This is a genomic window from Paenibacillus sedimenti (assembly GCF_014534655.1).
Classification (GTDB): Bacteria; Bacillota; Bacilli; order Paenibacillales; family NBRC-103111; genus Paenibacillus_E; species Paenibacillus_E sedimenti.
On record NZ_JACVVD010000003.1, the window covers coordinates 816,789 to 841,191 of the forward strand.

Below are 24,403 nucleotides of genomic sequence, written 5' to 3' on the forward strand. Positions count from 1 at the left end.
ACTAAAGAAATCACAACAGGCAAGATAAGCTTAAGCAATCATAATTATTCCTTCCTAAGTAAACTATAATCAAACTATATTACGACTTAGTTTGCTTAAATAGTTCTATCTTTCTCTAGTACCTAATTTAATACCATACTAAACTGCCAGTTACTTCAACGAGCAAAGGAGCAGCTGCCGTGGCGGCACACTACTCCTGGATGGCTCTGAACTAACGTACGCTAGTGCCGCTCATTTCGCTGTAAATCCGTTTCATGGATCAGCTAGAGCGTTAGCCTTATTCCTGCATCGGTTCAAATCCATTCTTTAAGCTCACATTGGAAAACTTGGCATAGTTCAGCTGCTTGAGGTCGTTCGCAACATCATTGCTGTCAACGGCGAAGCCAACATAGATCTTCTTCTTCATAGTGATGGTCCGCTCGCCGATAGTGGTCCACGTTTGGCCGTCCAAGGAACCGTACGCATAGAAGGTGTCGCCATTACGGCCCAGTTTAAGCCAATAACCCTGCGCCACTCCGTTCAGCTTAAACGGAATGTCTGCCACCAGCTGAATACCCGCCTTGGATGCACTAGCCACACTATCCAAAGTTTCCGTCATTTCGTTAAAGCTGCCGCCCTTGGCATCCCTTCCTGCCAGATAAGCGGACCAGGGGTAAGCTTTGGATATTTTCACCCAGGAGAACCCCAATGCTGCTGCAGCACTTCTATCCGTTAATTCATCACGAACCATCAAGCCTGTGAATGCGTGGTTATCAGCGGATCCGAATTCATCCAACCGCACGGTAAACTCCAGATCCCCAGGCATCTCCTGATAGACAAAATGGAAGTCGTCCTTGGTTGCGTCCGCCTCTTTAGAACTTTCCGCGGCACCTTCACGTTCCCCAAGCTTGCCACTGCCTTTGACCGTAATCACACCGTCCGTTAGGCTCGCGGAGCCTTTAAGATCCGGATTGCCGATATCCGCCGATTTCCAGCCTTCTTTAGCTAATGGTTTAGGGTCAGAGTTGACATGGATCAAGGCGGCAGTGGTTTGGGTACCGTAGCCCTCCGTATCAATGACCCTTGCAGAGATAAAGTGGGAAGCGTCTTGAAGCCCTTGGATGGTATACACATATTTGCCGCCGCGAAGTTCGGCGTCACCCAAATATTCCGAACCGTTGTAAACCTCTACCTTACTGATTTTGTGCCCAAACTTGGAGGAAGCTCTAATCTCTACCGGCACTGCTGTACCCAGGTCATATTGAGTATTGTTCGCAGGGGAAGCCAACTTAGCCTCAGGATTTTCGGCGATATGCTCCATGTCTACCAGTCCGTTAATATATAGCTCAAGCCAGGAGTAGCCGCTCTCCGTAATGGTCTTATAAGCATCAGGGTTCCCCCAAACCCCTTGCTCCTTCTCCCAATTGTCGGCTATTCCGTTCAGGTTCGTATCAAAATCAGCAGGCCGCTGCTCCTCGATCACCCCAAAGTCCGATACATATCCCCCAACCTCATGTTCTGTGTTGATGTACCGTCCTAAGCCCTGCTCCACTTCCGCAACGATTCTGGCATCGATAGCATCCCGTCGTGGATAGGTGGCTCCGGTCCGTGTAAGGATATCGTTCAGCAGCTTATCATCTGCAGCCTTCACCCCGCTGCGCACATACTCGTCAAATCCTTGATTGGTTACTCCATGATTCACTCCTGTGCTATCTGCAGAGAGGTAAGGTTCCGTTCTATAGTAGGTTTGGTTCTTCCCTTCGGTATCGCCGGAATTCTTAACGAATGTGGAGGAGCCGTCTAACAAGCCTGTTACGGTATTGTTGATCCGGTTCCCGTTGATATAGAACCCCCCGATCTTACCGGCCTCACCTGCTTCTATGACCCTGTCGGCTACATTGTCCCGTGTGCCTGGTCCTGCGATTCCGATATTGTTCATGTAGTTGGTAAAGTTGAACCCGCCGCCGTATACTGTGTTAAAGCCCCAATTGTAGATCACGTTGTTCGAAAATTGCAGTACCGCAACATGCTCCGCATCAGCTTTACCGGCATAACCGCCGCCAAGTCTCGGGTTCCGGGAGGTGTGGCTCATATAGAGATTATGGTGGAAGGTGGTTTTGTCCCCTCCTGCAATCCCGCCATAGCCATGTCGGCCTTTTGAATGCCCCGATAGGGTTAAGCTCTCCGCGATGATGGACCATTGAATGGTGCCATTCTCGCCCCGGTAGGTTGAGAGGGTCTCGTCTGTGTTCCAGCTGAAGGAGGAGTGGTCGATAATAAATTGTTTGTTATCCCTTCCCCACAGGGCGTCCATGGAATCACTGCCGTTAAATACATTTGTGGCACCTGGGCGGAAAGACATATAACGGATGATGATATTTTCGGAACTGCTGATATTGGTATCCCAGCCGGCTAGGGTAATTCCATTACCCGGTGCAGTTTGTCCGGCAATGGTCAGATTCTTGATGTTGTTCAATCTGAGGGAGCTCTTCAGCTCAATGGTGCCCGACACGTGGAACACAATGGTACGTCCTTCCTTCGGAGTGGTTAAGACCCCATATCGGAGAGAGCCTTCGATGGGCTTCTCATCTGGACCATAATCCTTAAGGTTGGTTACAATGTACACATCACCGCCCCTGCCGCCGCTGGTATAAGCCCCGCCTCCTTCTGCGCCGGGAAAAGCTGGGATAGACGCCGCTGTAATTCGGCCTTCCTCTGCTTGTGTTACTGCCGTGAAACCGGGTAAAATCAAATTAGCTGAAAGCGCTATCGAAATACTTGAGATGACGGCGATTGCTCTTTTCATACGGGGACTCTTACGATTCATCCGTTGCTTCGTATAACAAGACCCTGCTTGACATATAGCTGACTAACCTGCTGCAATCGCATGCAATCCTGTTATACTTCCTCCCTTCAATTTGGTGATGGTTGTACAATTTTTTAGCGGCTATGAGGTGGTTCGCGACACCTGCTTTAGCTGCTTGCAACTATTATGTTACAAGATTTGTAGATTTTGTACCTGCCAGTAAAGATTATTTTTTGTGCCAACTATTGCTTGATGGTTTCAATCCCCTGAAAAAAACTGGACTTTAGCATTGATTTAATAAATAAGGCAGGGGCGCATTTTTATAGCTGAGCACATGCGAGGAATGGCACCTTTACGACTACGATCACAGTCATGGGGCTAGGCGTCAGCATAAACTAACGTTTAGACTAACTCGGACGAAAAGGGGGACTCTGTTATGACAATCCGCTACCAGCACCGGATTCAGCCGTTTCATTCCTTCCTCTCAACCGACAATACATATCCCCTTCATCTGCACAAAAATGTGGAGCTGGCCATGATTCTCTCCGGCCAAATCCGGATCACCACTAACCAACAAGAATATGTACTGTCAGAGGGGGACGTGGCTATCATTTTCCCGAACCAACCGCACGGTTACCGAACAGAGGAGCATAGTCGGATTATGTTGGCCTTAGTTGATCCCGCTTTTATCGGAGATTATGCTGCCGATCTGGCTAACCATGTGCCGGACCACCCTGTTGTCCCTCAGAGCCAGGTCCCCCCTCACCTCACAGAAATCTTTCACAAATTACATAACCTGTATGAGGCCAATGGTGACACCCGTTTAATCAAGGCTTACACCTCCGTGGTGATGGGGAACCTATTGCCGTTGTTATCTCTTAAGCGGAGGGAGTCCAACAAGGATCTGTCCATGATCCAGAAGCTCCTGGTTTATCTGGACACACACTTCCTGGAACCTATTTCACTGGACACATTATCCAAGGAGCTGGGTATCAGCAAATTTATGATCTCACGTATATTCTCCGAGCAGCTCCGCACCTCATTTCGCGACTACTTAAACGGCCGCCGGGCCGCACTCGCCCAAGCGATGCTGCAATCCACGACCTATCCGGTCACCGATATTGCCTTCGATTGCGGCTTTAACAGCTTACGTTCCTTTTACCGGGCGTTTAAGAAGGAATACGGGGTCACCCCTAATGAGTTCCGTCGAAATGGATAAGTGGCATTCATCAAAAATTCTACAACATACAGGATACTAAGCCCAAGTGGGGCTACAAAAGAAAAGGCTGCAACCCCGTTTGTATATCACCTCCTCGCACCATCGGATATTACTTAGGAATTTCAGTCATGACAATCAATTCGTCGAGTTCTTGCAAGAGATTTGGTATGGCTTTGCTTTTCTCTTGATACTCTTTCTCTATCTGTGCAATTTGCTCTTTTTTATATTCTAAGAGTATAAAAAGGGCATTGTATTTCGGGTTGTTTGTTCTTTTGTAGTGATGAAGTAGTTCATTGCCGTTAAAATGTTGTTTCGAACTAACAAGTTTGCTTTCTAGCTCCCGCCTTGGATAGTCAGGGTCGACTTCCTTTTCAAGCAATCCTAATTCCCAACCAATTTCTTTTACCTTTCGTCCTTGCTCCACATTCTTCTCGATTTCCTCAGGTGTACGGGAAGACATGGCTTCGAGCTTAGCTTTTTCAGTCTCGAATGCTACTTTGAGCTGAGCAAAACATTCTTTTTTCGTAGACAACTGTTGTTCATCTGGAGTTAGAGAAACTATGACTGGTTTGTTGTTACTCGCTAACTCTGTGTTATTGTTTGAACAACCCACGGCGAGCAATGTGGAGATTCCTAGAAATGTGGTCAAGCCTATAATTCGGTTGTTCATGATGATGTACCTCCAAGTTTATGTTACATATATAGACTAGTTGACCAAAGAAAAGGTTGCGTTATCCTGCCCGTTAACGAAATGGAGGCTGCCTTTTTGTGCCGGCAGCCTCGTTTCGTTCTCTTCTTCTTTGCTGGGAGACAAATAGTTTTGAAGTACTTCTTACAATCGTTCTTGTTGGTCATTCAACTATCGTTCTTTAGCTTGATCTCCTGATACAAATTCGAATTCTCTTAAAGCTGTTATTTAAACTATGCAAAACAGGGTTGAATACGGGATGTTACAAACTTAGCTTCACTGATATAGAGGCCCGATTATATCAATCCGATTCGTCCAAATACCGCCACTATAATTCGATGGCAGACGTTCAATGTCCTCAGGAGTATCCAACCCTCTTGAAAATTCACTGCCATTTCCACCGACAACAATCACTCGCGTATCTGCTTGGTCCATTCGATTTAAAAACTTGTTGGGCCAGCCCCATAACCATGGCGCGATTTTTTCCGGGATATGTAACTGGGTATGTTCGCACGCTGCTGGGACATACCCTATCCATCCAGCTGCTAAATACGGAAGCAAGCAGCTTTTCATTGTAACCTTTGACATCACTCGCATATCAGGCAACTTTTCTTTTAAAGCAGTAACAGGTTGATCTCCCCCGTATACCGTCAATTGGCTTCGGCGTTTTTCCGGTAGCTTGGACAAATATTCAGCGAGTAGTTCCCCCTCTTTGGGATCGTTGCTCTTAATATGAATTAAAAGGGAATTTTCAGGAAAATGGGTAAGAACCTCTGTAAGTGATGGCATCATTCCGATTCCTTTGCCGCGAAAAGGGTATGTTTTTCCACCGTCCGCCGTATACCCATATCCAATATCTAGGTTCTTCAACTCGGCCATAGTATAATCCCTAGTCACGCCTTCTGCGTTCGTTCTGCAGTCTAGTGTCCAATCATGGAAAACAGCAAATTGCCTGTCTTTGGTTATATGTACATCAAATTCAACAATATCGGCACCGGTATGAAAGGCGGCTTCCATAGATGAAAGGGTATTCTCCAAAAAAGAATGCTCCGGCTCATGGATTCGTTCGGCTGTACAAGTATCGTTTGTTATACCTTCCATCGGAAAGGTTTGTGCAAGCCCTCGATGAGCTAGAAGTAGGGGGTCTCCACTGTCTTGTTTCGTGAGAAGAGAGCTGTTATTCAAATAAATGAAGACAATAAGCACTATGAGAAAAATTACGATCTTGTTTTTAAATATTTTTTTCAATCTATTCATCGGCAATTCCCTCCCATACCACATCCAACTGTCGTTGTAATACTTTAAAAAGTTCTTCTTCATTCAAGCTCGAAGACCAGTTTATTAATGTGTTTAAAAATACACCGACTACAACGGAGGCGCTCAAGTTTGGATCCCAACTACTTCGGAGGACACCGCTTTGTTTAGCTTCTGCAATGATAGTACCCAATGTTTCTTTGAACATCGTAATGTTGGTTGATGCATCTTTTGTTTCTAATGTTGATTTTATCGTTTCTACTAAAGTTAGGCGTAACAAGCTGGGATGTAGGAAATAAATAGATAATATATCCCGTAGAATATGCTGCAGACGCTCCTTAACCGTTCCTTCCTGATGTCTATGAACAATTTGATCCATCAGCTGCATATAAGAATTCACTATATGCAATAATAGATGCTCTTTTTTCTGAAAATAGTTAAAAAAAGTACCTTTGGCGATGCCACTTTTGAGTGCTATCTCCTCTACAGTTACATTTTCATAGCCCTTTTGCTTGAATAGCTCAATTGCAACTTGAGTGATCGTTTCATTTATTTGCTTTTTTCGGACTTCTCTTAGCATTGAGTGTACTCCTCTCAAATAATGACCACAGTCATATATGACTGTGGTCATTATACGACAAAGATTGTATTGATGCAACGGGGCTAATCTCATTGAAAGACGCTTACCTTGTCTGACGTTTGGTGACTTGAATCCTCCTCCGCAACTTCTAACCCATTTCTTAGTAGAATACACTAGACGATTGAAATTATAGCCCAAAGGAGACGTCCTTATGTGGAAAAAAGTTGTATTACTCGCTTTATCCGGCGCCGCAATCCAAATCGCGCTGCTGGCCTCTGCCGGTAACGCCTATGAATACGCAGATACGCCAACGGAGCCGGCAGACGGATTTTTTATTCCCAAGAAACTTACATTTGTAGAAAAGATGCCGTACTACGTCATTCCAAATACGCTGAAAAATGCTCCGGAAGGCTCCTTCTCCCCGCAAACGGTCGAAGTGATCGAAGCGGAAGTGCATTGGGCTACCTCGGGGAACTGATGGAAAATACATACCGATTTCGGGGATCGTTGGATCAAAACCGCTCCATGGCAAATCGAAGTGCCTCCCCCGGCGACCATTCGATTAATGTCGGAAACCCCTTTATATGCGCGGACATCAGAAGCCGGCGGACCAACGGCAGCTCTCTCCCCTCAGGAAGTGACGGTTGTGGACGCTGAGAAAAGCTGGTTCCGTCAAGCGGAGACGGATTACAATCCGAAGCGCTGGATCAAAATCCACACAACCTGGCTCGGTGATCAATGGGTTCACCTGCACCTGGATGAGATCGGCGCTTTACAGCCGCTGGATCGTACCGTTTATTACCCGAGCGTTTATTACAGAAGTTCCCCGCATATGGACTACATTACGTATCAATATGAAGGGCTTCTTACCAAAATGTTCGTCCATCAAACCGCAAAATACCGCACCTTGCTTGGGAGCTCTTATCAATTTGATACGGAGTATGGTCCAAAATGGTCTTTTGCCCCAGGCATGCCGATCACATCAGACAAGAAGACCATCAAGCGTACGCAGCCTAGCCCGTTATTCGCGTATCCGGATTCGAATGCCGAGATTGTTACAGAGCTGCCTCCGGGCGATTTGAACGTGGTCGAAACGACCCTCAATGATGACGGCTACTCGATTCATGAAGAATGGTTTCACGTCAAAAACGAGCAAGCGGAGGGTTGGTATAGCCCGACCTATGCCGAGCCTGAAGGTACGGTGGATGATACGGCGTCCATTCAACTTCGCGGCTATGTAACTGGTATCTTGCGGTACCCAAACACAAGGATTTCGCTGAATAATGGCCAAATTGGGCCTCAAACACTCCATCCGTTAGCGGCATGGACCGCGCCAGACGGCACGCGCTGGTACAAAATCGATTCTTTTGTCGGTCAAGGTTGGGTTCAACTGGACCCTTATCAAGACAGTGTAGTATTGAAAGGCCGCGAAGATGATGCACAAATTCGATCTACGATGCTGTATCAAGGCGCTTTTTATCAAAATGACTCGGGTATATTCACCTTCGGCTCTGAATCCGTCGGAAAAGTTCTGAACGGAGAGCCGCATTTCAGTGCCAGTTTTTTAGCAAAGCAGTATCATTATGATCTGACCGGTCCGGATACGGATGGTTGGTGGTCGCTGAAGAACAAAGACGGGTATGCGTTTCAAATCAATGCTGGCGAGAAGACGTCGAAAACGTTCTGGAACGGTGCACTTGCGAATGAAGTCAACCTCGCGGCGTCACCGGTTGCGACTTCTGAAGCCAAGCTCCCGCCGCTCTTAAGCTTATCCGATGTGAGAAAGCTCTTAGGCGCCACGACGGCCTACAATGACAAGGTTGTATATGGCGATAAAAATGTAACGCTAAGTTCCCGCGAATATGAGATAGCCGGTTTTAACTTGCCTGCAGCCGCGGACGGAAATGAACTTCATCTCTCCGGACTTCTCTATGAAAACAGCTATCTGGATGACGGCGCGATTTCCCCTGATCTGCAAATTTTAGTTAAAAGCCAAGACAGCGATGACAACGATCCGGCGAATATACAGCTGGCGAAAGTAAAGCAGCTTTACAAGTTGGGCTACAACTTCGGCGTGTATGATGTTACGCTGCAGTTCCCCTTGAAGCAGGGGATTAATCACTTATCCCTCGTGTTCAAGGTTGGTGAGCGCATACTCGATAAAAAAGATTGGGATGTAAACGCTGCGGCTCAAAATTAATCACAAAACGCTTAAAGAATAAAAAGATCGTCTCTCTTTATAGGAGAACGATCTTTTTTATTAATTAACCCCATTAATTAACTCAGAATAATTTAGTTCAATGCATCTAGCATTAACAAAAGATTTTTATATTGAGATAATGTTTCTGCATCTTCAATTTTAATTCCGGATTGAAAAAACAAAATATCTCCTGTTCCGTCGCCTACTTGATTCCTTGCTTCGAGTATTCGTCTTAAATTAGTAGCAGTACCAACACTTCCGGAAATAATGTCTACCCCCGCAGGCAGTATCTTCTTTAGACTATTTTGCGTGATTTTTTCTTCATCGAATTCAAATTTCTCGGCAAACTGAACAAGTCCGGGGAGCGGCAGTTTTTCAACTAATTCTTGATGGTCTATCCTTTTCACCAGATTGTTAAATTTCTCCTCCCTCAGAGTTAAATTCGTCGAACTTTCTTTCTCATTCCTTCCCATTTTAGAACAGCTGGTTTTACCGCTGGTTCTATACCTAGAACGGGGAAATCATAATAGCTTCAAAATATATCCTTTCACTTCTTCTTTTGGTTTTTCACCTTACGGAACATGTATGGTGTCAGCGTAATATATGAAATCTTCATTCGGGAGGAGTCGTAGTCCTTGATGAAGTACGGTTAACCCACCTATGCCAGAATCAAAAAATCCTATCCTCACTAACCTCACTCTTCCTGTTCAATTATTTCGATCCTTATTGCTCTTTTTTACCATTTACTTCCTCCCTGTAAACTGCCCAATAGATTAATGCAGCTGCCGATATCCTTCCGCGGCAGCTGCATTGTCAATGCATTAAGCTATTGTACATCGTTAGAGCGTGGCTTGTGAATTCTTCCCAACATGGTAGTCTTCCCATAGTGGGGCGATGTATTTTTCTAATGTTTTTACGACTTCATCTCTTCGGCTCTCTTCGACATTTACAGTGTCATTTGAAATATCATTTCTAATTCGTATGAGCACATATAAAGGGGGTAATGCAGCCTCACGAAGAGCCTTAATCATGTTTTCTTCTTGTGGAGAAATATCCATATCGTATCATATTTCCTTTCTAGTAGATTTCTGCTCGAGATAATCTCATTTTAAACTTTGACCTCAGTGTTAGGGTCAAGAGGAAAATAAGCTATTCAACTATGCTGCCTTTAGTTGAGCATTCTGGAAAACCGAAAACTGGCGATGGATCAGTTCCATCGCCGCACTATCGTCACCCGTTACTTCAATAAGATATTTTAAGGTTTGGTACAACTACACAACTGATTCCATCAACCCAACTTCTAGCTCCCGTCCGTACGTTCAAGCCGTCCTTCCGCAATCAAATGAGCTTCTATAATCAGTTGCTTCGTTTTTTCGGCATTTTCTCCATCTGGATTAAGTATGCACACAAAATGTTGACGAGAATATTGAGGATGTGGTAGAAACTCATTCAAAACCGAATAATCAATACCTTTATTTAGTTGGTCAGCGATAAGATTATTGAATGTCTCTTTGCTAACTCCAATATTGAGACGAAATACATCTACTCTATTAAGATTGGACAAATTGTCGTAATCATTGTCTGAATCAGCAATGGTTACAAACGGAAAACGGCGATCATCGCCGACAAAAAAGAACGAATATCCGTAGTTGTCTTGTCGTTGTACATTTGGCAAGTCCATAATAAACACTTCAAAATCCGCCTGGTTCATCATTCTCCCTCCAATAAGTCAGATTTGAACTCGTATTTACCTGCTTGAACATTTACCAATATCCTTTCTGTTGTTGCAGCCTCATTTTCAACATAATTAACCCAAATGCCAACAAGTTCAGGATGCTTGGATGGATCGGTTGGGCGCTCATCCGTTGGCAAACTCTTCAAGAAATGAATCGATCTTTCTAGTGCAATACGGCATTGTTGTAAGAGCCCAATTGCTCTTTGTCTTGGTAACATATCCATGAAAGCAATTCCCACTGAAAGCTGCTGAATGTCAACACTTACAAGTGCCGATTCAAGCAACGCTATGAATTCTGATCCGCCTTTTTGAGTTATAGCGTATTCCTTACGTGATGGACCAAGTTTCACATTAATCTCTGAATTAACTGACCTTATCATCCCCTGGGATTCAAGCTTGTCTAAGGCATGATATATAGAGCCAGGCTTAACATTGGTCCATGTGTCAGCACGCCAAGAAGTGATATCACTAAAAACTGCGTAACCATGACTAATTCCTTTTCTCAAAATGGAACCTAACACGAGTAATCTAACAGTAGACATGAATCCTCCTACCTAATGATTTAGTATATCTAATCAAATTTGAATACCAGAGGAATGTATTATAACAAATAGAAGTTATCTATTTAAGTTTGAATAGTGAAAAATATGAAAATATTTTAACGATCTGTAAACAGCTTCGGATATACAGGACTACTAATTATCCTGCCCGTTAACACAAGAAAGCTGCCGGTCATTGTCGCGGCAGCTCCTTAACGTGTAAAAACCACTACGACGTAGCGTCCCAGCAGATGCCATTGAACAACCAGAACGTTTACACCGTATCGGGATAACGTCCGCCGTATGCATTTGGACTAACGGCATCAATACGGGCTAAATCATCAGAAGTAAGTTGAATATTAACAGCCTCAACATTTTCCTCCAGATATTTCCGACGTTTCGTGCCTGGAATCGGCAGCGCGCCTTTAGCTATTGTCCAGGCTATTGCCAGTTGTGCTACCGTGCAGTTCTTCTCTTTGGCGATTTCCCCAAGCTTGTCCACTATGTCAACATTCTTTTGGAAGGTCACCTTGGAAACGCGGCAAAAATCTGCGCACATCATCGGCTTTAAAATCCTCAAAGTTACGAAGTTCGCCGGTGATGAATCCCCTGCTTAGAGGACTGTAAGCCACAAAAGTAATTCCCAGTTTTCTTACGGTAGGAAGAATTTCTTCTTCAACGTCCCGACTCCAAAGGGAATATTCCGTTTGTAATGCGGAAATAGGATGTACCGCATGAGCTCGGCGAATGGTAGATGCATCTGCTTCAGAAAGACCAAGATAACGTACCTTCCCTGCCTTAACTAGATCAGCCATCGCACCAACCGTCTCCTCTATTGGGACATTAGGATCGACTCGATGCTGATAATAAAGATCGACATAATCAAGATCAAGACGCCGTAGGCTCTCGTCGATTGCTTTCTTTACATAGTCAGGGTGTCCCCCGATGAACTCCCAATTGGGTCCAAAAGTAAACTTGGTGGCAACAATTACGCTCTTCAGACGTATGTAGAATGTGTGAGTATCCACGAATATCAGATTGCCAACCAGCGAATTGTTTTTGCCCCCGAGCTAAAGTATGATCCCCCCTTCCGTCCCCTAAAGGGGAAACGCAGGGAGTACACTCCCTGCACCCGTTACTCGCCGTAAGGCAGGACCGGCTTTTTGGATGCCGGGAAACCTAAAAGTATGAGAAGATCAGGGCTCCTGTCAAGAAAAGTACTAGACAGGCTCTTATTAAAGTGCGTCAAAAACTAGAGAGTAACAGAGACGCTTGACAGGTTTCGTTCATATCAAAGTCCTAGACTGTTGCTGTTTTATTGAACAAACATTCCCAGCTGAAACGTAAATGTTCAAAGTGATTAAGGTTTTTTTGGCCGATTAACTTTTTTATCGCATTCTAATTCAGGGAGACAAGATAGTCGGCAAGTTTATCGAAAGTATCCTCAAGATCTTGTTGAAGCATTGGAGTCATACCGTTGTAGGTTTCTTGTTCCTCAGCGGAAGCGTTCACAGGGCAACCTTTCAGTTTTAAAACAGTTTTACCTTCGTCATCTTCTAGCGTTATGATATTCATAATTTCAAGAGGCCAGCTCACGCTAAAAGGCGCTCGGACCGTATTGCGTTGCTCATCGGAAAAGGATTGGATATAAGCCACTTTCTCAGGTTCGACAACCTCTTGGTATGCAAATTTTCTCCACATAACCAGATTTCCGTCAGGAGACGTCTGAAAACCTAAAAACTCGCCACCTGATCGAGCGTCCATTTTAACGACTTCGAGGGTGAACCCCTTTGGTCCCCACCATTTCGCGAAATGCCCGAGCTCTGTCCATGCTTTAAATACGAGTTCGCGAGGGGCATCGAATACACGCGTAAATGCAATTTCGAACGATTGATTCAGATTGTTATCCATGAAAATCCTCCTTGTTTTTCATGTAGCGCAAAAGCCTCGGTGATCAGCCAAGCAGTTAACGAACTGGCGTGTAGCGGAGCGCCACGACGCCGGAGCCGAAGGATTTGATCCCGCTCAGCTTCAGATTCAGTCGATCACGAACTCCCCCCAATAATTGGGGGCCACGTCCGGCAACGATTGGCTGTACCAGGAAGTGATACTCATCCACCAAGCCTAGTTGTGCCAGGGTGGAACCGAGGCCGGGACCGCCGTTAACGACTAGGTTCTTTCCTTCTGCCGTAAGCTGTGGCACCTCCTCGGAAACAGGCCCCTTCAACAAGAAAGAGTTCTGCCACGACACATGATCCAGCGTCCGCGAGAAAACGTATTTGGGTTTCCGATCGAGCTTGCGTGCGAAGTCGACCATGAATTGAGGTCCGTCGCCGCTACTGGCAATGGCTGGCCAAGCACTTTCCATCAGCTGGTAGATTTCACGTCCAAAAAGCAGACCATCGGACTGGTCCATCAGGCCCACCGTATACTGGTGGAGCTCCTCATCCGCAATCACCTGCGTGTGGTCACAGCAACCGTCCAGTGTCACATTCATCATCAGGATTAAACGTCCCATATGCAGCCTCCTTATGTCTACATTTTATCATCCAAAAGCAGGCCCGGTTTCTCATGAATTGCTAATATGCACAGTCCGGGCCCTGCCGAATACTACTTTATTTTCTCAGTCTACAACTTTATTTTCCTAATCTAACACTTTATTTTTCAGTCTAACTTTATTTTCATCTGACATTAATGAACAAACGTATCCCGTTAACGTAATAGTCTTCCGAAAACCATTCTGCCCTTCGTTTAACGCAGCCGCTTAGTCCACAACTTTATTTTCACCTGAAAAATCAAAACAGCGTTCAACCAATAAGTAAACGCCTTTACTTCAATACAAAATCCATCAATTCTTAATCCTATTACATGTTTTACCATGCTCAGGGTTGTTTTGCATCTGACTTTCCGGCGATGTGCCGTTCGTACAAGTGCGAGCTCCAGCCCTGACCGTCATAACGCCCGCAAAACACAAATCCCTCACGAGCATAATACCGATTGAGCGCCAAGTTATCAGCCATACAATCTAGACGCAGCCAAGATTTGCCCTGGTCTTTGACATAATCCTCGGCCCAATTAATCAGCCGAGTGCCGATCCCCATGCCTTGATAATCCCGGGAGACGGTCAGCCGATGAACGTAGCCAGCATTTTCATGGAACTGATCTCCCCAAATCTCTTCATACCCCCACTGCACGGAAAAGCAGCCGACGGGCACACCATTCATATGCGCCACAAAAACCTCATACCGCTCGATCACATCGGACGCATACGCATGAGTAAACCTTTCCTCACGCCACTGGACAAAGCCCTGCGTCCGCTGAATCCACTGTGCCGCACCGACCAATAGCCCGCGTACCGCTTCCGCATCCTCCAGCACGGCTCTTCGAATGTCCAGCTTCGTATGCCAGCAGTACTCCAACCGCGAAGCCGTTTCCAGCGCCCGAGATTCGCCGCACAACCTTGCCACGACATGCAACGCCGCGTCGAACCCTGTGGTGACACCGCCGGACATGACGATACTGCCGTTATCGACATACCGAACATTCTCCACAACCGTTGTACCTGGCGAAACCATGCCCCGTAAAAGGTCGTATTCCATCCGGTTCGTTGTCACCCGAAGCCCCTCCTGCAAACCGGCTTTCGCCAGCAGCAGGGCACCGGTACGTACCGAAAGCACAACCATGGCGTTGCCCGCCGCCTCGCGAATCCAGCTAATCAGTCGCGAGTTTGCTATTTCTGTGCGAGCCCCCAATCCTCCGGGCACGATGAGAATATCTGTCGTTGGACAAGTGTCAAAGCTATATTGGGGAGTGATTGTGATGCCGCTAACGGTCATCACAGGGGTTTCTTTTTCAGCTACCGTAAAGACCCGAAAATCCCGACCCAAGTATCCAGCCACCCCAAACACATCATGGGTCCCTGTAAAATCCAAAGTATCTACCTTATCGTACAACACAACTGCAACCTGCCTTGCCCTCTCCATCGACATCATCTCCTTAGAAATAAAAAGAGCATTTGACCCATCGGATCAAACGCTCTGCCCAGGCGACCGGCTGTATGTAATATGCGCTCCCCCGTAGTCCTCTACGTTTCGCCAGTTACGCACACCAGAAATTTCCTTTATTATATATAGAAAAATTAGAGATGTCTAGATGATGAAACACTTTATTCCTTAAAAGCCATAATCAAAAGATAAATCTGACGCCTCGCCTATCTCTGCGTACGTCACCATTGCATCCTCCGTCGGTTGTGGCTCTGACACCTGCTTAATGCGAAAGCCGGCACCCATCAGCGCTTCTTAAGACAATAAAGTTTTGAAGTGGTTAGGTTGGACATAAAGGCAAAAATACAATTAAGTTATGGAGTACTTCTTACGATCATCTATAGCTCCATTTAACTATCGTTTCCGATAGCTTAACAAAACCTGATGTGCGGTAGCCTTTATTAGGTGTTGAATTTATCATCTTGTTAGTCTACGATAAATAATTTTGCTCCAGTGTTCGTATAAGATCTATGTGGATTTGCATCATCAGCCACCTGATAACTGACTCCTGGCGTGAGTTTAAATTCTTTTCCATCTAAAAGTTCGGTATACAGTTCACCTTCTAGTACTAACAAAACATGGCCTCTGTTACACCAATGGTCTGCAATATAACCAGGAGTATATTCTACCATTCGCACTCTAATGTTCCCCATCTCGAATGTCCGCCAATATGCAAACCCTTCGGTTCCAGGATGTTGAGTAGCGGTTATTTCACTCCAGTCAATTGTACAAAATGGAACATCCGTTATCTTCATGATGTTGTCCCCCTTGGATAATTTGGTTTTTCACATGACTAACGTTCCTCGGTAGTTTAAACAACTGTTCTTCAAGAACGACGAATGGTTATCTGAGTTTTCGCACTAACTCGTCGTTCTATTGGTTTTCCCGTAAAAGTGGTATTTTCCTGAGGCAAAGAATGGGATTCCGGGGTTCTTTTCCATCGCTCCTTGGAAAAGATTAAATTTTGTATTGCAGTCCGAAAGCAGATTTCGCGCAGTCTTAATTTGAGTATCAGATAAATCGATTCCCCAAAGCTCTGAAGCTCCGCGCGAGGCCATATATTTTAGAGAGTGCCCACTACCACAGCCAATCTCCAAGACCTTCTTATTCAATAGATCACCAAATTAGTCCCGGTTTATAAACTGAGCTTCAATTGCATCGCTTGCTGCCGGTAATTCCATCCCTTTTTTCCATATCAGAATACGATCCTCCGGTGAACCATAATAAACGGCTTGAATTTCTACTTCCTTGCCATGTACTGCTTTCTGATTGGCATTTACCAATTCGAGATTGATGGAATAATACATGTTGGCAAGTCCGATATCAGCGAATTTCTTGGATTTAATAAGTGGACGTACGGGTGTCATATAAAAACCCCCATCGCTATCCAACTTAGAATTTACTTGGTTAACATTGTATCCATCGGTCATTTTAATATGATAGGCTATTTTTCCGTCTTTCAGCCGGCTTACATTTGTTATTTCAATAACGTCTGTAGGTACTTTTGTTATATTCCATTGGTATAAACCGATATAACCAAAATAAAATGCAGCACAAACTGTAGTGGCTAAAATCATTCCTCTGGCAAACGCCGCTGCTTTGGATCGGTTCCAATATGCACTAATACTTTTTAACCCATTTCCCTCCAGCTTATTTTTTTCAATGGTTTCCTGCGGCAAGCCGATGTTCACATTCAACTTATCCAGTATCGATTTACAGTCTTCACATGTCGCAATGTGCGCTTCAACCGATTCTTTAGTATTCGCGCTGCATACGTTGTCGTAGTAAAGCGGCAGCAAGTCTTTAATAATATCACATGATATTTTGCTCATAGTTCTTCCTCCATCAATTGGTCTTGAATTTTGTGCCTCGCTCGATGAAACGTAACCCTTGCCCAACTCTCCGTTTTCCCAAAAACTTGGCTGATGTGGTCAAAAGATAATTCACCAAACACTCTTAGCGTGAATACTTCCTTATATGGCTCGTCCAAACTATGCAATAACTTGTGAATTCGTAATGTTTCGGCTTTATCGACGTATTTTTTTTCGATTTCAAATCCACTAGCTTTTTCATGCCGAACATCCGGTTCAAATCGTTTTTGCTTATCCATATAAGAAAAATAGGTGTTCTTTGCGATTTGACACAGCCAGACGCTAATTTTGGAATTGCCTTTAAACTGTTCTATATTATTTAGCGCTTTAAAAAATGTTTCCTGCGTTATTTCCTCCGCGATCTGCTCATTTCGGCTTAATGACAAAGCAAATAAGTAAACGTTTTGAAAATGCTGATCATAGATTTTTTTAAAATCTGACACTTGTTCACCACCTTACATAAATAAGACTCGCTAACAGATTATTCGTTACAAAACTCTTTAAAGATATATTTCAAGCAGGATACATCTAAATTTATGAATTAGAATATAGCATGCAAATCATGTTCAGTTCGAGGTGTATTTGTATGCTTTGAAAGCTAATTAATGTATAGGTTGCATTGAACTATCCTGCCCGTCCCTCGGAGCTATAATGAACCGTTGGGATTGGGACAATGTTCTTGGTTGTTGTCTTGTTTAATTCGGTCATTAGATGAACTTATAATTACAAAACAACGTCACCACGCATCGTGGTGACGTTGTTTTAAAACTATTACGCTTCTATCCCTGATTGCCCTCGACGGCGATCAGTAGCACCGCGGCGGCGAGACCCAAGCGGCGATCAAGTTTGTCGTTGTGGTCAGCGGAGAAATCGAGGTTTAGCTTTTGGACGAACGGGTTGAAATTCTGTTTGAACTCTGCGACTTTGGTCCCGTTCATCTCCACGTTGTAATGCTGAGGAATCAAATTCGTCAGGAATCTTCGCAAAAGAGCAAGCAGCGCATTATCTTCCTTAATCAATCCGATCTCCGAATCACTAGTGGTCAAAATCGCCCATTCATCCTTGAAGATCGACTTCATCCCTTTGCGTCGCAAAGAACCTATCTTGCGCCCGGTTTCGACATCAACTACGTCGAAGATTGAAGAAAAATCAATGACGCTTCGCGCTTGAATGCTGATCAAACAATCTTGCATTGTTTCATCCCCGTATATTCGGATGTCTTCCTTCAACTTGAAGGCTTTCATCTTCGAGAACAGAATTGCCTTTTCATCAATGTCGAAAATATCGATTTTAGCGCCAACTAGAGAAAGGATCTGTTTTCTAACCACGAATTTTTGATGATTAAATTTCGGATTCAAGTCTTCGCCCCCTGCATTCTAGACTCAACTGAGTCTTTATTCATTGAATTCGACAGAATTAGGGAAGATTCCTTTTTGTATCCGAATTCAGTTCACTTCGAGATCTTGGATCACGTAATGAGCTTGTAAATCGATCTCCGTTCAATGACTTAATGAAATTCACTTTAGCATTTCAATAGCTATTTGCGCCCTTCTTCTAAATGATAAGAAGATTATTATCTGTAGCATTTAAAATAAGGCTGCAAGACAAAATCAACTATAGTCTCCCGTTAGCGTAATGTGGTGTAGCGCGGTTTTGCGAACGAAATATCGGATCCACCGCTATGCTTGCGTTTTGCTTCTTTTAATATTCTCCCTTAATTACAAAAAACGAGCCTCGAATTGTTCCAGCTAGTTTTGACTTCTGTCTAGCAAACTTAAACTTCTTCTCTTCTAACTCCTTTGGTACCTCCATCCCCTCAGAAAGTTTAAAACCAACGGCCCGCTTCTTAGGGTCATCAACCGTATACAGGACGTTGACCGCCAGACCATCCTCATAAAAGACGAAGGTCCATTTGATATTTTCCACTTGAAGACGCGACGTTTCTAAAGGTTTGGCCTTAAACTCAATATCACGTTCTTCTTTCAAAATTCGGTTCACATAATCAAGGGTCTCCTGGCTTTCGCTAGCTGGTAACACCGTAAATTCATGCTTGTATTTGTTCATGAAGTATCGAGCTTCATTCGCACGTAAACCAGCAAGCGCATCTGCTACAGGTGAAGATTCTAAACCAACCGTAGACACATTTTTAAAATCAACGATATAGGACATTTTTATCGCTCCTTTTATCACTTTTTTATATCAACAGGAATCCACATTTCACCAAAAAACTAAGCCGTTCGGATTATGTTGATTCGAGTCAATCAAGATTCAATTTTATTGGCAACGATAGTTCAAGCAATTGAATTATTCATTAGCTTGCAATTATGTTGCAATCTTGTCCCATTGGTGCGAACAAAACATTGAATACCTGCATCAGAATTGTATTACAATTCAACCAATACTTTTTCAAGCTGTCCGCACATGCTCGTCCAGCCGTATTTTGCGCCTCCGAGCGCTTGAACTTTGTTGAAGCCGGTTTGATCAAGATGCTGATGAACAGTTCCGTCTTTATTTTCTTGCAATGTCCAGATGATCGTAGTGTTCTCTCCGCCGCTGTCCCAAGAATATGACAAACGGTGCGGCTCGACGACTTCCAGCACTTCGCAATGGATGATGCCATCTCACCCTTCGACCGGTTCCCTTCGGAACTGAAAATCGAGCGATAGATCCTACTTCATTCCTGTTCCTCCTTAAGAAGTTGATCCAGACGAACCATATTTTGTTTCCAAAATATCTCATAATACGACAACCAATCCTGAAGCTCCTTCAACGGTGCGGGATTGAGACGGTTTCGCGTCTCACGGCCGACTTTACGCTCACTCACCAGGCCGGCTTCCTTCAATATCGTCAAATGCTTGGAGACTGCGGTTCGGCCCATCGCAAAATGAGGAGTTAACCGATTGAGCGGCAATTCTTCCGCATCCGCCAGCAGTCGAATGATTGCACGCCGGGTCGGATCGGCTACGGCATAATAAACATCCCGCGTCTGTGCAACTGCGCCCATCATCACCCACTCCCTCGCTTGAAATGAAATTACACCAATTGGTGCCTTTATTTTAGGACACTATATAGAGTCCCGTCAACAAGAAACATCCACCTTCTTTCCTTAGCTAATCAACCGTTTTCATTCGAAGAAAAAAAATACTATTAACACGACACCAAATGGTATCTATTTTGATTGTGAGGAGGAAACAAATGAACAAGATTGTCAGTGCGGAAACAACCGCGAAAGAAGAAACCCATCTCCGGGGAAGAGTTATCACTTATTGGGTTACAAAAGCGCTGCTTGCATTCGTTGTTGGGAGCGGAGGAATCGGGGATATAACCAATCAATGGGGGACACTCGAGACGGTGGAAATATTGGGGTATCCGGTGTACTTTCTGACCATTATCGGGGTTTGGAAAGTGCATATGAACTATCATGTTATTGCACAAACGAGAGATGGACAGAGGTTTGAGGGAAATATCGACGGCATGGATGATACTGGCGTTTACCATGTTAGTTCCTGAAGATGTTGAAGACGAAGGACGCGAAAACAACAACAGCAGTAGACAACCATACGGTCGAAGAGCCTTGTTTACTGAACTCTTGTTTCATCATTTAAAAATAACAAAAAAAGAAGCTGGATCATTATTGATCACAGCTTCTTCATTCTTGCGTCTTATCCGAAAGGAGAAAATAAACATATTGCAGGCAATACTTCATTCAATATTTTCAATTCCATTATGGATATAATTTTTTATTACGAACATTATCCGGTAAACAGGTCTATTTCTAATTTCAATTATAACGCAATAGATTATATTATTTCCCAAGTTAAACCAATGTATACATAGGTCATAGACCACCGATAAAACGTTCAACTATCGTTTTCCGTTAGCTCAACGAAACTGTTACCCATGCAGTGATTACATCGTTGTGATTTTTATAAAATTTAGTCCCATCCTTTAGCGTTAATCGGTTTCTTTTTGTTATTAAAAAACCTTCCTAATAAACTTAATTCCTTTTTTCGTTTGAGAGTTAGTTTAAGACCTTCAATCATTAGCCTTGCTCTCAATTCGTCGCGACGATTGAGCGTGTGCAACATCTTTATGAACTGTTTGTCCATGTTACCATCCCTCCCAAGTTCTGTTAAAGAGAAGCAGGACTTTTGATTCTGATCTATATACATTATAAGCTAACACTGGATTAATGTTTGTCAGATTATAGATGAGGACAACGCTTGTTTTGTCGACATTTAGGCAACATAAAAGTTCGAAAGCACCGTCCCGATCCCACTTCTCATTCTGATTTCAACGAAACTTTGCTACTCGTTAGCTTGGGCACACAGCAAAAAGAGACCCACAGCAACGGGCTGCGGGTCTAAGTTTTATATTTTAAAAGGGGTCAAGTTTTATTATAGGCTTGATTCATTAATGCTGTATGAAAATAAGATTTCAATTTTATTACATTTACTGAACAAACGTCTCCCGTTAGTGGAATCCTTTGTTCGAAAACGGAACGTTTTCACCGTTGTTCTCTGTTGGTTTGTCTCATAAGCAGTATTGCAGTGAGTAACGAAACCTGAATGGTAGTTGCATTCGACATTGAGAATCTATTTTATTATCCTTCAACTAATTGATAAAATCTAATGTCTCCTCTTTCTGTTTCTGCTATTAATATGTCATTTCGCTCTTTGACACGAAAGATCTTTGTGCCGTCTGACAGTTTATTTGCTGTTCCGTTATTAAAAGCTTTACCATTATTACTTTGGTTAGTAATTTCAGTTATTTGTATGTCCCTGGTTAATTTTAACTCGTCTACCCAAGGAATTCCTGCATTATAAATGGTGTCTTTGTACATAAAAATATTAGCATTCGAATCCATTCTTAAAACTTCTTGTGCAGTTGGATTTCCAATTGTTTTAGTCTCAATGTGCGGTTTTGAAATCTGCTTGGCGGGTTCTTTTTCGCAACCAATTAGAAAAGCAAAACTACATAATAATACATAAATAAGCATTCTTTTAATCATATTTTAAAATCGCCCCTTTACCATATCCATCAATTAAGTATGAGACGTGGAACTCCTCACGAATGTTGCTGCCTTTATTCATTTATCCCTGCCGAATACTTCAAAGTTAGGTGGCTGGTTTTCTGTACCCTCTACTGCCCTTTAGTTTAATAAATAAGAGCAGGCTGCCGCGGTGCCTGCTCGTCAATTATGATGTTCAACTAAAGTCTCCGTTAGTTCAATTCAATCGCTAGGGATGAACTCGTCAAGTGTAACCACATATTATGGAGTGAATTCTCCAATTCTCATCGCCTTCATAGAGGAAGTCGATTATGACCTCATCGTGGTCGATAGTCTCACTATGATTTTTTTAAGCCACGTCCCCAATTGAGGTCCAAACTCCGCTAGACAAATGTACTCGTCATGAAAGAACAACTTTCCATCCATTGAAATGTCAAGCGTCCCCTCAATGTATCCATGCTTATAAGCGGAATACTCACCACCAGATGGTATCTCCGTGTTCAAAACGAACGAAAAATTTATGATCATACCAATCACCTTGTTTTAGGAGTAGCCTTATTTAACTCTGCTGCCCGTAAACAAAAGAGGAGCTGCCGCGAAGGATCACCTCAACTATTGTTTCCCGCGTAATCAAGAAACCCTTATTTAATCATTTCTGTCAGGATCGTACTCATCCTCGACTACTGGGATGTAAGGTGAGAGGAACCTGTCTGTCTCACGAGTTAAATTCACCGAGGTAGGCTACTTCCTAAGGTCAAGTACTATCAATGAGATTACTAGATTGTTGCAGGTAAAGGTCTAACTGTCTTGCCGGTTAGCGCGGGATTGGCAGCAGCTCAAACTGGCCGCCTGCCTTCGATTGATGAACTATCGTTCTCGTTACTTCTTATGCACCTATAATATCAATCACAATCAGCAGCACCGCATAAACTTGAAAAAAATTTCGATAAGTAATAAACTGATCCGCCAGCAATTATGATTATGATAAGCATTAATACCACCATATAAAGTAAGAAAATCTTTCTCGTGTTTTTCCTACTATTTATCTCTTCTTGTTTATCAATTTCCCAATCATCACTCAAGAGAGGTCCCCCCTTAGATGATAGACACTTTTAATTTGAGTACATTAGTCAAACTTATCTATTCACATTATTTGATGATACTGCCCTTCACGGAGGAATAAATTCCCATTTACCGACCTCGCCGATCTGCTCCCTGTTTATTGCACAAACGTATCCGTTAGCTCAACAAATTCCTTGATTGAGCATAAACTAATGCGTTCAATACTCTTCTATCAGGATCATATACGTTCGAATTTCTCAAAGTATCTTTAGGTAATGATCGTATAAATTTGTCCAACTCTTGTTGTTCCTCAAAGTCACCGTTACGGTCAGGCATTACTATTGTCCATAGCCACATTTCCCGTCTCACCTTTTCTGTAATGTTCACTCCTGTATTGTACTATTGCTGCCCGTTAGCGCCAATGAGGCTTCCGTTTGTTCCTCGGCAGCCTCATGGTGAAGTTTATAAAATTCTCGTTCTCCGTTAGTGGAACGATTAGTTCCCGATGACGACCTTCGTCACTTTTTTCTCGGGTCCGACCTCATACCCCGCAAACCAAATCTTAACGCGTTCTCCGACCTTGATGTCAGAGACGTCCCCATTTTCACCCTTTATCCACACTTGTACAATCGGGAGAAGTAGATGTTTTACCCCATCGACTTCGATTATACGTTCAACGTTCACGCCTTCGCCGGTTCCCTCCAGTCCCGTGACTTCACCTCTTTCATCGCCTATCCCACTGTCCCTTGCCGTTATTTCGAGGCGCAGACCCGTTGTTTGACCTGGGTAACTCGCCAACATCAATCCTTCGCTCCACACCTTGACTATTGCACCGATCTCTATGTCCTTCATCTGAATTTTCTTTCCTTCAAACTCGATATTTGCATCGTTTGACATGGCATACCACGCAGCATCAGGCATTTTCTTTTCTTTGTCTAAGAATTTATCGGATGATACGATCAGAAATCTTCCCTTATCAGCGATTGATGTGATTTTCCCAGTAATTCCTGGTTGTTCACCAATAGTATAGACTGATATGCTCAGTGGAAATTCGCTTCCGACCGCCTCATAAATTGATTGTCTGAGCTCGACTTTCTCTTCGTCCGACAGCGATCTAGAATGTTCCCCTATTCTGCGGATTTCCAGGAAACCTTCTTTTTCGTTGCTATAAGAGGACTGAAACTTGACATGATGGTTTTTAAATACAGCCTCTAAAGAGGAAAGCTTATTCACATACTTTTCCAAATCCTCTTTAGATATGGACTCCACTTTCCCGGACGTCTTAGGCGGAGCAAATCCCTCATTTCTGTTCATCGGATTTCGCTCCCAACAACCCGAAAGCAGTAAAGTAACAAGAATCGTACAAACGCACACACTAAACAAGTGCATCTTTTTCCTCATGAACAAAGCCCCCTT

General features: G+C 43.7%; 27 protein-coding genes, 2 pseudogenes and 1 riboswitch. Of the genes and pseudogenes, 4 read left to right on the forward strand and 25 right to left on the reverse strand.

The window, feature by feature from the left end; translation table 11 throughout:
• Positions 1 to 277: 277 nt before the first annotated feature.
• Positions 278 to 2,785 (reverse strand): Ig-like domain-containing protein, encoded by a 2,508-nt coding sequence (locus ICC18_RS12450; RefSeq protein ID WP_188174686.1) that lies wholly within the window; start codon positions 2,783 to 2,785, stop codon positions 278 to 280.
• A gap of 436 nt (positions 2,786 to 3,221) precedes the next feature.
• On the opposite strand from ICC18_RS12450, the gene ICC18_RS12455 reads away from it, so the two are divergent.
• Complete coding sequence (locus tag ICC18_RS12455) at positions 3,222 to 4,004, forward strand: AraC family transcriptional regulator (RefSeq protein ID WP_188174687.1); 783 nt, start codon at positions 3,222 to 3,224, stop codon at positions 4,002 to 4,004.
• Between the two features lie 109 nt (positions 4,005 to 4,113).
• Here the strand turns inward: ICC18_RS12455 and ICC18_RS12460 are convergent, their stop codons facing one another.
• The 3 genes from ICC18_RS12460 to ICC18_RS12470 all read right to left on the reverse strand — a co-directional run bounded on the left by ICC18_RS12460 (position 4,114) and on the right by ICC18_RS12470 (position 6,526).
• A complete protein-coding gene (locus ICC18_RS12460; protein ID WP_188174688.1) occupies positions 4,114 to 4,674 on the reverse strand; it encodes a hypothetical protein in 561 nt (186 codons plus the stop codon).
• A 294-nt stretch (positions 4,675 to 4,968) separates the two neighbouring features.
• Positions 4,969 to 5,949, reverse strand: a complete 981-nt coding sequence (locus tag ICC18_RS12465; RefSeq protein WP_188174689.1) for a glycerophosphodiester phosphodiesterase family protein — start codon at positions 5,947 to 5,949, stop codon at positions 4,969 to 4,971.
• Positions 5,942 to 6,526 carry a TetR/AcrR family transcriptional regulator gene (locus ICC18_RS12470; protein ID WP_188174690.1) on the reverse strand — a complete coding sequence of 195 codons (585 nt, stop codon included), beginning with the start codon at positions 6,524 to 6,526 and terminating at the stop codon, positions 5,942 to 5,944. The genes ICC18_RS12465 and ICC18_RS12470 overlap by 8 nt, the downstream gene beginning before the upstream one ends.
• 211 nt (positions 6,527 to 6,737) lie before the next feature.
• On the opposite strand from ICC18_RS12470, the gene ICC18_RS12475 reads away from it, so the two are divergent.
• The gene (locus ICC18_RS12475) at positions 6,738 to 7,004 is read left to right on the forward strand and encodes a hypothetical protein (protein ID WP_188174691.1); all 267 of its coding nucleotides are present in this window, start codon (positions 6,738 to 6,740) and stop codon (positions 7,002 to 7,004) included.
• Between the two features lie 87 nt (positions 7,005 to 7,091).
• Complete coding sequence (locus ICC18_RS12480; RefSeq protein ID WP_188174692.1) at positions 7,092 to 8,726, forward strand: hypothetical protein; 1,635 nt, start codon at positions 7,092 to 7,094, stop codon at positions 8,724 to 8,726.
• A gap of 92 nt (positions 8,727 to 8,818) precedes the next feature.
• Here ICC18_RS12480 and ICC18_RS12485 read toward each other — a convergent pair.
• The 16 genes and pseudogenes from ICC18_RS12485 to ICC18_RS12560 form a co-directional block, all read right to left on the reverse strand.
• Positions 8,819 to 9,415 (reverse strand): annotated as a pseudogene (locus tag ICC18_RS12485) (glutamate racemase).
• 150 nt (positions 9,416 to 9,565) lie between these two features.
• The gene (locus ICC18_RS12490) at positions 9,566 to 9,784 is read right to left on the reverse strand and encodes a hypothetical protein (RefSeq protein ID WP_188174693.1); all 219 of its coding nucleotides are present in this window, start codon (positions 9,782 to 9,784) and stop codon (positions 9,566 to 9,568) included.
• 242 nt (positions 9,785 to 10,026) lie between these two features.
• On the reverse strand, positions 10,027 to 10,440 hold the full coding sequence (locus ICC18_RS12495) for a DUF6194 family protein (protein ID WP_188174694.1): 414 nt from the start codon (positions 10,438 to 10,440) through the stop codon (positions 10,027 to 10,029).
• Positions 10,437 to 11,003: a PadR family transcriptional regulator gene (locus ICC18_RS12500; RefSeq protein ID WP_188174695.1), complete on the reverse strand. Its 567-nt coding sequence runs from the start codon at positions 11,001 to 11,003 to the stop codon at positions 10,437 to 10,439. Before ICC18_RS12500 ends, ICC18_RS12495 begins: the two co-directional genes overlap by 4 nt.
• A 271-nt stretch (positions 11,004 to 11,274) precedes the next feature.
• Positions 11,275 to 11,998: pseudogene (locus ICC18_RS12505) on the reverse strand (aldo/keto reductase); the annotation flags it as partial.
• A 400-nt stretch (positions 11,999 to 12,398) separates the two neighbouring features.
• Positions 12,399 to 12,911 carry an SRPBCC domain-containing protein gene (locus tag ICC18_RS12510; protein WP_188174696.1) on the reverse strand — a complete coding sequence of 171 codons (513 nt, stop codon included), beginning with the start codon at positions 12,909 to 12,911 and terminating at the stop codon, positions 12,399 to 12,401.
• A 55-nt stretch (positions 12,912 to 12,966) separates the two neighbouring features.
• On the reverse strand, positions 12,967 to 13,518 hold the full coding sequence (locus tag ICC18_RS12515; RefSeq protein WP_188174697.1) for a dihydrofolate reductase family protein: 552 nt from the start codon (positions 13,516 to 13,518) through the stop codon (positions 12,967 to 12,969).
• Positions 13,519 to 13,882: 364 nt separating this feature from the next.
• Positions 13,883 to 14,983: a GNAT family N-acetyltransferase gene (locus ICC18_RS12520; protein ID WP_188174698.1), complete on the reverse strand. Its 1,101-nt coding sequence runs from the start codon at positions 14,981 to 14,983 to the stop codon at positions 13,883 to 13,885.
• Positions 14,984 to 15,032: 49 nt separating this feature from the next.
• Positions 15,033 to 15,112: riboswitch (ZMP/ZTP riboswitch) on the reverse strand.
• 356 nt (positions 15,113 to 15,468) lie between these two features.
• Entirely contained in the window at positions 15,469 to 15,798 is a 330-nt protein-coding gene (locus tag ICC18_RS12525) for a DHCW motif cupin fold protein (protein WP_188174699.1), read from the reverse strand.
• A gap of 105 nt (positions 15,799 to 15,903) precedes the next feature.
• Positions 15,904 to 16,155, reverse strand: coding sequence for a class I SAM-dependent methyltransferase (locus ICC18_RS12530; RefSeq protein WP_188174700.1), 252 nt, complete (start codon positions 16,153 to 16,155; stop codon positions 15,904 to 15,906).
• Positions 16,156 to 16,167: 12 nt separating this feature from the next.
• Entirely contained in the window at positions 16,168 to 16,875 is a 708-nt protein-coding gene (locus tag ICC18_RS12535; protein ID WP_188174701.1) for a zf-HC2 domain-containing protein, read from the reverse strand.
• Entirely contained in the window at positions 16,872 to 17,357 is a 486-nt protein-coding gene (locus ICC18_RS12540; protein WP_188174702.1) for an RNA polymerase sigma factor, read from the reverse strand. The genes ICC18_RS12535 and ICC18_RS12540 overlap by 4 nt, the downstream gene beginning before the upstream one ends.
• 336 nt (positions 17,358 to 17,693) lie before the next feature.
• Positions 17,694 to 18,272, reverse strand: coding sequence for an LURP-one-related family protein (locus tag ICC18_RS12545; protein ID WP_188174703.1), 579 nt, complete (start codon positions 18,270 to 18,272; stop codon positions 17,694 to 17,696).
• 343 nt (positions 18,273 to 18,615) lie between these two features.
• Positions 18,616 to 19,083 carry a DUF8821 family protein gene (locus ICC18_RS12550; RefSeq protein ID WP_188174704.1) on the reverse strand — a complete coding sequence of 156 codons (468 nt, stop codon included), beginning with the start codon at positions 19,081 to 19,083 and terminating at the stop codon, positions 18,616 to 18,618.
• Positions 19,084 to 19,298: 215 nt separating this feature from the next.
• Entirely contained in the window at positions 19,299 to 19,487 is a 189-nt protein-coding gene (locus tag ICC18_RS12555) for an SRPBCC domain-containing protein (protein WP_262495858.1), read from the reverse strand.
• 101 nt (positions 19,488 to 19,588) lie between these two features.
• Positions 19,589 to 19,918, reverse strand: coding sequence for an ArsR/SmtB family transcription factor (locus ICC18_RS12560; protein ID WP_188174794.1), 330 nt, complete (start codon positions 19,916 to 19,918; stop codon positions 19,589 to 19,591).
• A gap of 191 nt (positions 19,919 to 20,109) precedes the next feature.
• Between ICC18_RS12560 and ICC18_RS12565 the strand changes: the two genes are divergently transcribed.
• Positions 20,110 to 20,424, forward strand: coding sequence for a hypothetical protein (locus tag ICC18_RS12565; RefSeq protein ID WP_223192487.1), 315 nt, complete (start codon positions 20,110 to 20,112; stop codon positions 20,422 to 20,424).
• Between the two features lie 425 nt (positions 20,425 to 20,849).
• On the opposite strand, the gene ICC18_RS12570 is transcribed toward ICC18_RS12565, so the two are convergent.
• The 5 genes from ICC18_RS12570 to ICC18_RS12585 all read right to left on the reverse strand — a co-directional run bounded on the left by ICC18_RS12570 (position 20,850) and on the right by ICC18_RS12585 (position 24,301).
• Positions 20,850 to 21,023: a hypothetical protein gene (locus tag ICC18_RS12570; protein WP_188174705.1), complete on the reverse strand. Its 174-nt coding sequence runs from the start codon at positions 21,021 to 21,023 to the stop codon at positions 20,850 to 20,852.
• A gap of 494 nt (positions 21,024 to 21,517) precedes the next feature.
• Positions 21,518 to 21,925, reverse strand: coding sequence for a hypothetical protein (locus tag ICC18_RS12575; protein WP_188174706.1), 408 nt, complete (start codon positions 21,923 to 21,925; stop codon positions 21,518 to 21,520).
• A gap of 309 nt (positions 21,926 to 22,234) precedes the next feature.
• Entirely contained in the window at positions 22,235 to 22,453 is a 219-nt protein-coding gene (locus tag ICC18_RS34975; protein WP_446673940.1) for a DUF7878 domain-containing protein, read from the reverse strand.
• A 374-nt stretch (positions 22,454 to 22,827) separates the two neighbouring features.
• Positions 22,828 to 23,007: a hypothetical protein gene (locus tag ICC18_RS12580; protein WP_188174707.1), complete on the reverse strand. Its 180-nt coding sequence runs from the start codon at positions 23,005 to 23,007 to the stop codon at positions 22,828 to 22,830.
• Between the two features lie 475 nt (positions 23,008 to 23,482).
• Positions 23,483 to 24,301, reverse strand: a complete 819-nt coding sequence (locus tag ICC18_RS12585) for a DUF3221 domain-containing protein (RefSeq protein ID WP_188174708.1) — start codon at positions 24,299 to 24,301, stop codon at positions 23,483 to 23,485.
• Positions 24,302 to 24,403 lie beyond the last annotated feature (102 nt).